Origin of the sequence: Streptomyces sp. NBC_01306, assembly GCF_026340465.1 — a bacterium.
In the GTDB taxonomy this organism is placed as follows: domain Bacteria; phylum Actinomycetota; class Actinomycetes; order Streptomycetales; family Streptomycetaceae; genus Streptomyces.
In genome coordinates, this window is record NZ_JAPEPC010000001.1 from 6,101,436 (window position 1) to 6,113,275 (window position 11,840).

13 protein-coding genes are annotated in these 11,840 nt (G+C 71.9%); 12 read left to right on the forward strand and 1 reads right to left on the reverse strand.

The window, feature by feature from the left end; all coding sequences use genetic code 11:
- Positions 1 to 82: 82 nt before the first annotated feature.
- The 12 genes from OG385_RS26945 (at position 83) to der (ending at position 11,349) form a co-directional block, all read left to right on the forward strand.
- On the forward strand, positions 83 to 1,252 hold the full coding sequence (locus OG385_RS26945) for a ParA family protein (RefSeq protein WP_266858451.1): 1,170 nt from the start codon (positions 83 to 85) through the stop codon (positions 1,250 to 1,252).
- Complete coding sequence (locus OG385_RS26950) at positions 1,249 to 1,803, forward strand: hypothetical protein (protein ID WP_266861195.1); 555 nt, start codon at positions 1,249 to 1,251, stop codon at positions 1,801 to 1,803. Before OG385_RS26945 ends, OG385_RS26950 begins: the two co-directional genes overlap by 4 nt.
- A gap of 77 nt (positions 1,804 to 1,880) precedes the next feature.
- A complete protein-coding gene (locus tag OG385_RS26955) occupies positions 1,881 to 2,936 on the forward strand; it encodes a ScpA family protein (RefSeq protein ID WP_266858453.1) in 1,056 nt (351 codons plus the stop codon).
- On the forward strand, positions 2,933 to 3,544 hold the full coding sequence (scpB, locus tag OG385_RS26960; RefSeq protein ID WP_266858455.1) for an SMC-Scp complex subunit ScpB: 612 nt from the start codon (positions 2,933 to 2,935) through the stop codon (positions 3,542 to 3,544). Before OG385_RS26955 ends, scpB begins: the two co-directional genes overlap by 4 nt.
- A complete protein-coding gene (locus tag OG385_RS26965; RefSeq protein ID WP_266858456.1) occupies positions 3,544 to 4,728 on the forward strand; it encodes a pseudouridine synthase in 1,185 nt (394 codons plus the stop codon). Before scpB ends, OG385_RS26965 begins: the two co-directional genes overlap by 1 nt.
- 198 nt (positions 4,729 to 4,926) lie before the next feature.
- On the forward strand, positions 4,927 to 5,664 hold the full coding sequence (locus OG385_RS26970) for an NUDIX domain-containing protein (protein ID WP_266858457.1): 738 nt from the start codon (positions 4,927 to 4,929) through the stop codon (positions 5,662 to 5,664).
- Entirely contained in the window at positions 5,661 to 6,728 is a 1,068-nt protein-coding gene (locus tag OG385_RS26975) for an ADP-ribosylglycohydrolase family protein (protein WP_266858459.1), read from the forward strand. The genes OG385_RS26970 and OG385_RS26975 overlap by 4 nt, the downstream gene beginning before the upstream one ends.
- Positions 6,729 to 6,871: 143 nt before the next feature.
- Complete coding sequence (gene aroH, locus OG385_RS26980; protein WP_266858461.1) at positions 6,872 to 7,234, forward strand: chorismate mutase; 363 nt, start codon at positions 6,872 to 6,874, stop codon at positions 7,232 to 7,234.
- Complete coding sequence (locus OG385_RS26985; RefSeq protein ID WP_266858464.1) at positions 7,231 to 8,316, forward strand: prephenate dehydrogenase; 1,086 nt, start codon at positions 7,231 to 7,233, stop codon at positions 8,314 to 8,316. Before aroH ends, OG385_RS26985 begins: the two co-directional genes overlap by 4 nt.
- A gap of 161 nt (positions 8,317 to 8,477) precedes the next feature.
- A complete protein-coding gene (gene cmk, locus OG385_RS26990; protein WP_266858466.1) occupies positions 8,478 to 9,194 on the forward strand; it encodes a (d)CMP kinase in 717 nt (238 codons plus the stop codon).
- A 53-nt stretch (positions 9,195 to 9,247) separates the two neighbouring features.
- Positions 9,248 to 9,835, forward strand: a complete 588-nt coding sequence (locus tag OG385_RS26995; protein ID WP_266861197.1) for a 1-acyl-sn-glycerol-3-phosphate acyltransferase — start codon at positions 9,248 to 9,250, stop codon at positions 9,833 to 9,835.
- A 65-nt stretch (positions 9,836 to 9,900) separates the two neighbouring features.
- The gene (der, locus tag OG385_RS27000) at positions 9,901 to 11,349 is read left to right on the forward strand and encodes a ribosome biogenesis GTPase Der (RefSeq protein WP_266858468.1); all 1,449 of its coding nucleotides are present in this window, start codon (positions 9,901 to 9,903) and stop codon (positions 11,347 to 11,349) included.
- 84 nt (positions 11,350 to 11,433) lie between these two features.
- Here the strand turns inward: der and OG385_RS27005 are convergent, their stop codons facing one another.
- Positions 11,434 to 11,760, reverse strand: coding sequence for a hypothetical protein (locus OG385_RS27005; RefSeq protein ID WP_266858469.1), 327 nt, complete (start codon positions 11,758 to 11,760; stop codon positions 11,434 to 11,436).
- Between the last annotated feature and the right edge of the window lie 80 nt (positions 11,761 to 11,840).

The window sequence follows — 11,840 nt, forward strand, 5'->3', positions numbered from 1 at the left end:
TAGAGTCGCCCATCGTCGGCATGGTGCCACGCTGACCTATCGATAAAGTTTCCTGGTCACGTCCAAGGAGGTAAGACGACTTGTGAATGAGTCGACATTTACTCCCGGGGGTGGTCGATCAGGAACGCCTGCTCGGGGCCACGGCCCTGCGGGGCGCGAGGCTGTCGGCTCCGTCGCTGTCCGCGCCTCCGCGAGCCACCAGACCCACCCGCACATGACGACAGCCCACCAGAGTATGGACGGCCTACACGTGAACGCCAGGGCCGGCGACCGGAGTGGCGATACGACCACCCATCTCGCCGTCTACAACGAGGTCCCCGAGGGTCACTTCTACGACCCCGACGCCGAGTACGAGCCCGACCCGGAGTACGCGGCCACGCTCGCCCCGGACGCTGCCCGCCAGCGCCGCGAGCGGATCGGCCCGACCGGACGGCCGCTGCCGTACTTCCCGATTCCAGGACCGCTGACCGATCACGGTCCCGCCAAGATCATCGCGATGTGCAACCAGAAGGGCGGCGTGGGCAAGACCACGTCGACCATCAACCTGGGCGCCGCCCTCGCGGAGTACGGACGGCGGGTGCTGCTGGTCGACTTCGACCCGCAGGGCGCGCTCTCCGTCGGTCTCGGTGTGAACCCGATGGAGCTCGACCTCACCGTCTACAACCTGCTCATGGAGCGGGGCATGGCGGCGGACGAGGTCCTGCTCAAGACCGCAGTGCCCAACATGGACCTGCTGCCCAGCAATATCGACCTGTCGGCCGCCGAAGTGCAGCTCGTCAGCGAGGTGGCCCGGGAGTCCACGCTCCAGCGCGCGCTCAAGCCGCTGATGCAGGACTACGACTACATCGTGATCGACTGCCAGCCGTCGCTCGGTCTGCTGACCGTGAACGCGCTGACGGCCGCGCACAAGGTCATCGTGCCGCTGGAGTGCGAGTTCTTCGCGCTGCGCGGGGTGGCATTGCTGACCGAGACCATCGAGAAGGTCCAGGAGCGGCTCAACCCCGACCTGGAGCTCGACGGGATCCTGGCCACGATGTACGACTCCCGTACGGTGCACAGCCGCGAGGTGCTCGCGCGTGTCGTCGAAGCCTTCGACAACCACGTGTATCACACAGTCATCGGCCGGACCGTGCGCTTCCCGGAGACCACGGTCGCCGGTGAGCCCATCACCACGTACGCCTCCAACTCGGTCGGCGCGGCCGCCTACCGTCAGCTCGCCAGGGAGGTGCTCGCCCGGTGTCACGCCGAGTGAGTCTGCCGGGGGCCGACGAGCTGTTCCGTACGACCGGGGGGATGGCGCTCCAGTCGTCGTCCCCGCGGCGGCCGGTCAACGGCGAGGCACGGATCCCCGGACCCGCGGGCGAGAGCGACCCGGCCGCACCGGCCGCGCCCTCCGCCGAGCGGGACGGGTCCGCGGCGGCGGAGCACTCCACCGCCGCGGCGGAGACCACCGAGTCCCGCAGCAGGACCGACGGGGCGGAGGCGGCCGCGGGCCGCAGACCGCAGGAGGCGCGGCCCATGACCGCGCCGGTGGCCCCGGCCGGCCAGCAGCGCCGCCGGGGCGGCGGCAGGGGGGCCAACCGGCGCCCCACCGGGCGTGAGCGGCACGACGAGAAGATCACGGTCTATGTCTCGGCCGAGGAGCTGATGGACCTCGAACACGCGCGTCTGGTGCTGCGCGGTGAGCACGGCCTCGCCGTGGACCGCGGGCGCATCGTCCGGGAGGCGGTGGCCGTGGTGCTCGCCGACCTGGAGTCGCGCGGCGACGCCAGCATTCTCGTACGGCGGCTGCGCGGGCGCTGATACGACGGCGGCGCGGGCGCTGAGCGGCTGCGCGCCGGTGGCCTTCCCGCGCCCGTACTTCCGTACCCTGGACCGCAATGCCTGCCGCCGACGACTCCGCGCCGACCCGCCGCCGCGCCCTGGGGCGCGGCCCGGGGGCGCCTTCCGTGGGGCAGAGGACGCCGGAGCCCGGCGCGGCGCCCGTACGCGCGCCCGGGCCCGATCCGGTACCCGGGCCCGATCCGGTACCTGTGACGGCGTCCCGACCGGCGCCGGAGCCGGTGGCCGACCCCGCACTCCCGGTGCCACCGCCCCCGCCGGCCTCCGTTCAGCCGGAGGACGGTGATCCGGACGAGCCGCGCGACGGCCGGTTCACGGTGCGGCTCACCAACTTCGAAGGGCCCTTCGACCTCCTCCTCCAGCTGATCTCCAAGCACAAGCTCGACATCACCGAGATCGCCCTGTCGAAGGTCACCGACGAGTTCATGGCGCACATCCGGGCCATGGGCGCGGAGTGGGACCTGGACCAGACCACGGAGTTCCTGGTGGTCGCCGCCACTCTGCTCGATCTGAAGGCGGCGCGGCTGCTGCCCGCGGCCGAGATCGAGGACGAGGCCGATCTCGCGCTGCTCGAAGCGCGGGACCTGCTCTTCGCCCGGCTGCTCCAGTACCGCGCGTACAAGCAGATCGCCGACATCTTCAGCGACCGGTTCGAGGCCGAGGGCAAGCGGTATCCGCGCACCGTGGGACTGGAGCCGCACCACGCGGCGCTGCTGCCCGAGGTCGTCATCAGCATCGGCGCCGACGGCTTCGCGAAGCTCGCCGTGAAGGCGATGCAGCCGAAGGCCGCACCGCAGATCTACATCGACCACATCCACGCCCCGCTGGTCTCCGTTCAGGAACAGGCGGAGATCGTGGTGGCCCGGCTGCGCTCCTGCGGCGAGGTGAGCTTCCACACCCTCACCGAGGACGCGGCGGACACCCTCACCGTGGTCGCCCGCTTCCTGGCCCTGCTGGAGCTCTACCGCGAGAAGGCGGTCGCCCTCGACCAGCCGGAGGCGCTCGGCGAACTGCTGGTGCGCTGGACCGGCGGTGACGGCGCGGAGCCCGTGGTGACCGACGAATTCGATCAAGTGGTGGAGGAGACGGCATGAGTGATCTCAAGCCCGAACTCGAAGCGGTCCTGATGGTCGTCGACGAGCCGGCCACCGAAGAACACCTGGCCAAGGTCCTGGACCGGTCCAGACGCGAGGTCGCCGACGCGCTGCGGGCGCTGTCCGACGAGTACACCGTCCAGGGCCGGGGCTTCGACCTGCGGCTGGTGGCCGGCGGCTGGCGGTTCTACACCCGCCCCGAGTACGCGGCGGCCGTCGAGAGCTTCGTCCTGGACGGGCAGCAGGCCCGGCTCACCCAGGCCGCGCTGGAGACCCTCGCGGTGGTCGCCTACCGCCAGCCGGTCAGCAGGTCCCGGGTCTCCGCGGTCCGCGGAGTCAACTGTGACGGGGTCATGCGGACCCTCCTGCAGAGGGGTCTGGTGGAGGAGGCGGGCGCGGAACCCGAAACAGGTGCGATCCTGTACAGGACGACGAACTACTTTCTGGAGCGGATGGGCCTGCGAGGCCTGGACGAGCTCCCGGAGCTCGCGCCCTTCCTTCCGGAGGCGGATGCGATCGAGGCCGAGACACAAGAAGGTGTGCCGTCGTTCGATCCGGATGCACCGTACGGTCCGGACACCGACGCAGACGACAAGACGGAACTTTGATGCGAAGCAACGGCAGGAACAGCGGAACCGGCAACCGGGACAACCGGGGTGCGGGCGGGAAGCCGCCCCGTCGGACGTCCGGCGGTGCCGGCGGGGCCGGCGGAGGGCGCGGCGACAAGCAGGAGGAGCGTCCGCGCCGGCCCCGCCCCGAGGAGCGGCGTTACGACGTCGGTACGGGTTCCTCCGACGACCAGGGCCGCAAGCCCGCGGGTGGCGGCCGGGGCGGCCCGGCCGCCGGCGGCAAGCCCGGTGGCAAGACCGCGGGCAGCCGGGGCGCGGCCGCGCGCGGCGGCGCCAAGGGCGGCCCGAAGAAGAGCCCGCAGAGCCAGCCCCCGCGCCGCGGCCCGCACGGCCAGCGGGAGCCCTCCAGGCCGCGCGAGCTCGACGCCAAGATCGAGGAGCGCAACCGGGAGCGGCACAACAAGCCGCAGGTGAAGACCCCCAAGACCTTCCCCGGCGCCGAGGAGGAGGGCGAGCGCCTGCAGAAGGTGCTGGCCAGGGCCGGTATGGGCTCGCGCCGCGCCTGTGAGGAGCTGATCGACCAGGCCAGGGTCGAGATCAACGGCGAGATCGTCATGGAGCAGGGCCGCCGGGTCCTGCCGAAGGACGAGATCAAGGTCGACGGCCTGACGGTCGCCACCCAGTCGTACCTCTTCTTCGCGCTGAACAAGCCCGCCGGTGTCGTCTCCTCGATGGAGGACCCGGACGGCCGCCAGAATCTGGGCGACTACGTCAACAACCGTGAGACGCGGCTGTTCCACGTGGGCCGTCTCGACACGGAGACCGAGGGCATCATCCTGCTCACCAACCACGGCGAGCTGGCCCACCGGCTGACCCACCCCCGTTACGGCGTGAAGAAGACCTATCTCGCCGCGATCCAGGGCCCGTTGCCGCGCGACCTCGGCAAGCGGCTGAAGGACGGCATCGAGCTGGAGGACGGCTACGCACGCGCCGACCACTTCCGCGTCGTCGAGAACACCGGCAAGAACTACCTGGTCGAGGTGACCCTCCACGAGGGCCGCAAGCACATCGTCCGCCGGATGCTGGCCGAGGCCGGTTTCCCGGTCGAGAAGCTGGTGCGGGTCAGCTTCGGCCCGATCCCGCTGGGCGACCAGAAGTCCGGCTGGCTGCGCCGCCTCACCAACACCGAGGTCGGCATGCTGATGAAGGAAGTCGGCCTGTAGCCGCCACCGCAGACGCAACCGGAACCCGGTCCCCGCTCCGTGCGGGGGCCGGGTTCTCTCTTGCCCGCCCGGCTCATCGGCTTTATAGTCATGGTGACCATAAAGAAGGGCGGGTGCACGGCCGCCCGGTGAACCGGGCCCACGGGGGTGGACCGGATTCCGGGAGGCCGTGCACCGGCAGAGCCGGAGGGGGCGCGCATGACGGAACACCGGTCCCGCGCCCCGTACGACCCCTCTGCCTTCACGCCGTTCGCCGTCGCCGTCGACCTGGCCGTCTTCACGGTCCGGGAGGGTGCGCTGCACGTCCTGCTGATACGGCGCGGTGAGCACCCGTACCTGGGCGCCTGGGCGCTGCCCGGCGGGTTCGTCCTGCCGGACGAGTCGGCCGGGGAGGCCGCCAGACGCGAACTGGCCGAGGAGACCGGGCTGTCCGGGGAGACCGCCGCCGCGCTCCATCTGGAGCAGCTGCGGACGTACAGCGAGCCCGGCCGTGACCCCAGGATGCGGGTCGTCTCCGTCGCCTACGCCGCGCTCGTACCGGATCTGCCGGAGCCCCGGGGCGGCGGCGACGCGGCCCACGCCCAGTGGATGCCCGCCGGTACGGAGCGTGCTCTCGCCTTCGACCACACCCGGATCCTGGCCGACGCCCACCGCCGGGTCGGCGCCAGGATCGAGTACAGCTGCCTCGCCACCTCGTTCTGCCCGCCCGAGTTCACCCTCGGCGAGCTCCAGCAGGTGTACGAGACGGTCTGGGGCACCGTGCTCGACCGTCCCAACTTCCGCCGCAAGGTCCTCGCCAGCCCGGGTTTCGTCGAACCGGTGCCGGGGGCCGCGCGTCTGACGGGTGGCCGGGGCAAACCGGCCGCCCTCTACCGGGCGGGTCCCGCCACCGCCCTGCACCCACCTCTGCTGCGCCCGGAAGGACGACCCGAATGAGTCCCGTCAGCCGTACCAGCCGTGTGAGCCCCGTCAGCCGTACGAGCAGCGCCGCCGGTCAGGCCGCCACCGGCGCCCTCATCGGACTCGCCCTGGGGGACGCCCTCGGCTACCCCACCGAGTTCGACGGCATACCGTCCATCCTCGCCACGCACGGCCCCTGGCGGGAGATGGCGCTGCCCCGCCCCGCGCTCGTCACCGACGACACCCAGATGACGCTCGCGCTGGGCCGGGCCCTGCGGACCGTGATGGACCGCGGGATCCTCGAACCGGTGTCGATGGCGGCGGCGGTCCGGCAGGAGTTCGTCGCCTGGTACCACTCGCCCGACAACAACCGCGCGCCAGGAAACACCTGTCTGACCGCCTGCGGCCTCCTCGACAGCGACCGGCCCTGGCAGCAGGCGAGCCGGCTGGGGTCCAAGGGATGCGGGGCCAATATGCGGGTCGCGCCCCTCGGCCTCGTACCCGGACTGAGCACCGAACAGCGCGCCGGAGCCGCCCAGTTGCAGTCCGCGCTCACCCACGGCCACCCCACGGCGCTGGCGGCCAGTGACCTGACGGCGCACGCGGTGTTCCTGCTGGCGCACGGGGCAGAGCCGACCGGTCTGGTGGGACAGCTCCGCTCGTACGCCATCGAGAACCGCACGCGCTACCACGAGCGGTGGCTCGGCGACCTCTGGACGTACGCGGGAGACGCCGGCGGCGCAACCCCCGCCCACTTCATGGCCCGCGGCTGGGACGACTGCCTCGCCGTCCTGGACCGGCTCGTCGCGGCGCTCCGCGCACCCTCGCCGGAGACGGACCCCTGCCTGGCGACGGGGGAGGGCTGGATCGCGGAGGAAGCCCTCGCCACCGCGCTGCACTGCTTCCTGCTCTTCCCCGACGAACCGCTCCTTGCGCTGCGCAGAGCAGCCTGCACCAGTGGCGACTCCGACTCGATCGCCTGCCTGGCGGGCGCCTTCGCCGGTGCGCGCCTCGGCCCCGGCGTCTGGCCGCGTGAGTGGGCGGAACGGATCGAGTACCACGGGGAACTGCTGGCGCTCGGCGCGCTCTGGGACGCCTGAGCAGGACAGCGCAGTGGGCCCACCGCGCCCGTCCCCGTCTCGCAGGTCGGGCGCGGCGGCCGATGTCCGTACGGCTGACTACTCTGGACGGAGCCGGTGCGGCAGACGCGCGGCGGACGTTTCACGGGAGCGAGGAGCAGCACGTGGCGGTACGAGCGGTCAGGGGAGCGGTCCAGCTGGAGCGGGACGAGGCCGGGCACCTGGAGGACCAGGTCGCCGCCCTCCTCACGGCCATCCTGGAGCGCAACGGCCTCGCCGTCGACGACCTGATCAGCATCTGGTTCACCGCCACCCCCGATCTGCACAGCGCCTTCCCGGCGGCTGCCGCGCGCGGACTCGGCATCGTGGACGTCCCGCTGATCTGCGCCCAGGAGCTGGACATCGCCGGGGCCATGCCGCGCGTCGTGCGGATCCTCGCGCACATCGAGAGCGACCTGCCCAGGTCCGGGATCAACCATGTCTACCTCGGCGCCGCCGGGGCCCTGCGCAAGGACATCGCCCAGTGAGAACCGCCCTCGTCATCGGGACCGGACTGGTCGGTACCTCAGCGGCCCTCGCACTGGCCGGCCGGGGGATCACGGTCCACCTCGTCGACCGCGACGAGGCCCAGGCCCGTACCGCGGCCGCGCTCGGCGCCGGAACCGACGAACCGCTCGAAGGCCGGGCGGACCTCGCGATCATCGCCGTACCGCCCGCCCATGTGGCAGCCACGCTGGCCGACGCGATGCGCCGCGGCGTCGCCCGCGCCTACCTCGACGTGGCCAGCGTGAAGAGCGGGCCGCGCCGCGAGCTGGAGGAGATGGGCTGCGACCTGGCCCCCTACATCGGTACGCATCCGATGGCCGGCAAGGAGCGCTCGGGCCCGCTGGCCGCGACCGCCGACCTCTTCGAGGGGCGGCCCTGGGTGCTCACCCCGACCCGGGACACCGAGACCGAGGTGCTGAACCTGGCCCTGGAGCTGGTCGCGCTCTGCCGGGCGGTGCCCGTGGTGATGGACGCCGAGGCGCACGACCGGGCCGTGGCCCTGGTCTCGCACACCCCGCAGCTGATCTCCTCGATGGTCGCCGCCCGCCTGGAGCAGGCCGACGAGACGGTCGTACGGCTCTGTGGCCAGGGCATCAGGGACGTCACCCGGATCGCCGCGTCGGACCCCCGGATGTGGGTGGAGATCCTCTCGGCCAACCCGGGACCGGTGGCGGACGTCCTGACCGGGGTCGCCGAAGACCTGGACGAGACGGTACGGGCACTGCGCGCCCTGGAGTCCGCCGACGAGGAGAAGCGGTTCACCGGGGTCGCGGGCATCGAGGACGTGCTGAAGCGGGGCAACGCGGGCCGGGTCCGGGTGCCGGGCAAGCACGGGGCCGCACCTGCCGCGTACGAGGTCGTGGCGGTCCTCATCAGCGACCAGCCGGGCGAGCTGGCCAGGATCTTCGCGGACGCCGGCCGGGCCGGGGTCAACATCGAGGACGTACGGATCGAGCACGCGACGGGACAGCAGGCCGGCCTGGTGCAGCTGATGGTGGAGCCGAGCGCGGCCCCCGCCCTGGCCACGGCGCTCCAGGAGCACGGCTGGGCGCTGCGCCAGTAGCGCCGCCCCTCAGCAGCGCCCACTCAGCAGTGCCCACCAGGAACGCCCGGGGGCCGGGCGCGGCGCCGCCGCCGGACGGCGTAACGGGACGGTCGCCCCAGCCAGTAACCTTGTGCGGGGCGCACCGGCGTCCCGCACATACCGCCCCGTGAAGCAGGAAGGTGTCCGTCACCGTGGAAACCGCCGCCCGGAACACCCCGGCAGCAGTGATTGTCGCCATCGACGGCCCCTCCGGCACGGGCAAGTCCAGCACGTCGAAGGCCGTCGCCGCCAAGCTCGGGCTGAGCTACCTGGACACGGGCGCCCAGTACCGGGCGATCACCTGGTGGATGATCAGCAACGGGGTCGACGTCCAGGACGCCGCGGCCGTGGCGAACGCGTCGGCCAAGCCCGCCATCGTCTCGGGCACCGACCCGGCCGCCCCGACCATCACCGTCGACGGCGCGGACGCCTCGGGGCCCATCCGCACCCAGGAGGTCACCGCCAAGGTCAGCGCGGTGAGCGCGGTCGCCGAGGTACGGGCCCGGATCACGGAGCTCCAGCGGGAGATCGCCGCCGCGGCCGAGGGCGGCATCGTCGTCGAGGGCCGCGACATAGGGACGACCGTCCTCCCGGACGCGGACCTCAAGGTCTTCCTGACCGCTTCCCCCGAGGCGCGGGCCGCGCGCCGCAGCGGCGAACTCAAGGGCAGCCAGGCCGCCGGTCTCGCCGCCACCAAGGACGCCCTCGTCAAGCGGGACGCGGCCGACTCCAGCCGTAAGACATCGCCCCTCGCCAAGGCGGACGACGCGGTCGAGGTGGACACCACGGAGCTGACCCTTCAGCAGGTCATCGAGTGCGTCGTCACCCTCGTCGAGGAGAAGCGGGCCGCCAGGTGACACCACCCGGGCCACGTGGTGCCGCGGTCGGGCGGGGCATCGGCATCGGGCTGATGTACGGCCTGTGGCGGCCCCGCGTCCTCGGTGCGTGGCGGGTCCCGGCGGGCGGGCCGGTCATCATGGCCGTGAACCACTCGCACAACATCGACGGGCCCATGCTGATGGGAACGGCGCCCCGGCCGGTGCATTTCCTGATCAAGAAGGAGGCGTTCACCGGTCCTCTCGACCCGTTCCTTCGTGGAATCGGGCAGCTGAAAGTGGACCGCGAGACCGCCGACCGGACAGCGGTCACGGACGCCCTCGGGGTACTCGCCGGCGGAGGTGTCCTCGGGATCTTCCCCGAAGGCACCAGGGGCGAGGGCGACTTCGCCTCACTGCGCGCGGGACTCGCGTACTTCGCGCTGCGGGCGGGCGCACCCATCGTCCCGGTGGCCGTCCTGGGCAGCACCGGACGCGGCGGACGCCTCGTCAGGGCGCTGCCACCGCTGCGCAGCCGGGTCGATGTGGTGTTCGGCGAGCCCTTCGACGCGGGGGACGGCAGCGGACGGCGTACGCGCAAGGCGCTGGACGAGGCCACCGTACGGATCCAGCAGCGGCTCACCGGCCACCTGCAAAGTGCCAGGCGCCTCACCGGGCGCTGAGCGAGACTTGAGTAGTGGACCGCGCAACCGCGGTCCATCGATGACGCAACAGAGGAACGGACTTCATGAACGACCAGCACGACCACGGAGCACTCGGCGACGCCGAGTACGCGGAGTTCATGGAGCTCGCCGCGGAAGAGGGTTTCGACGTCGAGGACGTCGAAGGCGCTCTTGAGGAGGCCTCGCACGGCCCCCTGCCCGTCCTCGCCGTCGTCGGCCGGCCGAATGTCGGCAAGTCGACCCTGGTGAACCGCATCATCGGCCGCCGTGAGGCGGTCGTCCAGGACAAGCCGGGTGTCACCCGCGACCGCGTCACCTACGAGGCCGAGTGGGCCGGGCGCCGCTTCAAGGTCGTCGACACCGGCGGCTGGGAGCAGGACGTCCTGGGCCTGGACGCCTCCGTCGCGGCGCAGGCCGAGTACGCCATCGAGGCGTCCGACGCCGTGGTCTTCGTGGTCGACTCGACGGTCGGCGCGACCGACACCGACGAGGCCGTCGTCAAGCTGTTGCGCCGGGCGGGCAAGCCCGTGGTGCTCTGCGCCAACAAGGTCGACGGGCAGAGCGGTGAGGCCGACGCCAGCACCCTCTGGTCGCTCGGTCTCGGCGAGCCGCACCCGGTCTCCTCGCTGCACGGCCGCGGCACCGGCGACATGCTGGACGCCGTACTCGAAGCGCTTCCCGAGGCACCGGCCCAGACCTTCGGCACCACGGTCGGCGGCCCGCGCAGGATCGCGCTCATCGGCCGTCCGAACGTCGGCAAGTCCTCGCTGCTCAACAAGGTCGCGAACGAGGACCGTGTCGTCGTCAACGAGATGGCGGGCACCACCCGCGACCCGGTCGACGAACTGATCAAGCTCGGCGGCATCGTCTGGAAGTTCATCGACACGGCGGGCATCCGCCGCCGGGTGCACCTCCAGGAAGGCGCGGACTACTACGCGTCACTGCGTACCGCGGCCGCTGTGGAGAAGGCCGAGGTCGCGGTCGTCCTGATCGACGCCACCGAGTCCATCAGCGTCCAGGACCAGCGCATCATCACCATGGCCGTCGAGGCGGGCCGGGCGATGGTCCTCGCGTTCAACAAGTGGGACAACCTTGACGAGGAGCGCCGCTACTACCTGGAGCGGGAGATCGAGACCGAGCTCGGCCAGGTCACCTGGGCGCCCCGGGTGAACGTCTCCGCCCGCACCGGGCGCCACATGGAGAAGCTGGTCCCGGCGATCGAGACGGCCATCAAGGGCTGGGAGACCCGGATCCCGACCGGCAGGCTCAACGCCTTCCTCGGCGAGATCGTCGCCGCCCACCCGCACCCGGTCCGCGGTGGAAAGCAGCCGCGCATCCTCTTCGGCACCCAGGCCGGGACGATGCCGCCGCGGTTCGTCCTCTTCGCGTCCGGCTTCCTGGAGGCCGGTTACCGGCGCTTCATCGAGCGCCGGCTGCGTGAGGAGTTCGGCTTCGACGGCACGCCGATCCACATCTCGGTCCGGGTGCGCGAGAAGCGCGGCCGCAAGAAGTAGTCGGGCGCGGGCAGGCTGCCGGGCGGGTGGATGCCACCGGCCCGGCAGCTGTCACCGTTCGCCGGCTTCCGTCGGGCCGGGGTGTCACATGCCCCGGCGCGGGCCCGGCGGCAGCGCGGGCCGCGCCTGCCCGCTGTTGTACTGGCGCTGCCAGGACCCGGGGTTCTCCGGCGGCCGCTGTGCGCTGCCGCCGCCCGTGTGCATCCCGCCCCCGTGCATCCCCGTGCCATGCATACCGGGGCTGTGCATCCCGCCCCCGTGCATCCCGGTGCCGAAAGCCGTGAAGCCGGTGTGCTCCTCGTTGTTCCGGTCGCCGGGGAGCGTACGGAACGATCTGCGGTACTCGGAGTAGAGCGCGTCGTAGATCGGTGTGGCGGAACGGTTCCCCGCCGGGTCCTGCGACGGGCGCATCGCGGGGATCTGAGACTGGTACGGCTGGCGGCTCGGCTCGTATGGGTGCACACAGGGGCCAACGACCCCGGGGCTCATCG

Excerpts from the sequence above, each read along its gene's own strand:
- OG385_RS26995 (WP_266861197.1), top strand. The coding sequence starts at position 9,248 with ATGTACGGCCTGTGGCGGCCCCGCGTCCTCGGTGCGTGGCGGGTCCCG.
- scpB (WP_266858455.1), top strand. The coding sequence starts at position 2,933 with ATGAGTGATCTCAAGCCCGAACTCGAAGCGGTCCTGATGGTCGTCGAC.
- OG385_RS27005 (WP_266858469.1), bottom strand. The coding sequence starts at position 11,760 with ATGCGCCCGTCGCAGGACCCGGCGGGGAACCGTTCCGCCACACCGATC.
- OG385_RS26970 (WP_266858457.1), top strand. The coding sequence starts at position 4,927 with ATGACGGAACACCGGTCCCGCGCCCCGTACGACCCCTCTGCCTTCACG.
- OG385_RS26975 (WP_266858459.1), top strand. The coding sequence starts at position 5,661 with ATGAGTCCCGTCAGCCGTACCAGCCGTGTGAGCCCCGTCAGCCGTACG.
- der (WP_266858468.1), top strand. The coding sequence starts at position 9,901 with ATGAACGACCAGCACGACCACGGAGCACTCGGCGACGCCGAGTACGCG.
- OG385_RS26955 (WP_266858453.1), top strand. The coding sequence starts at position 1,881 with ATGCCTGCCGCCGACGACTCCGCGCCGACCCGCCGCCGCGCCCTGGGG.
- OG385_RS26965 (WP_266858456.1), top strand. The coding sequence starts at position 3,544 with ATGCGAAGCAACGGCAGGAACAGCGGAACCGGCAACCGGGACAACCGG.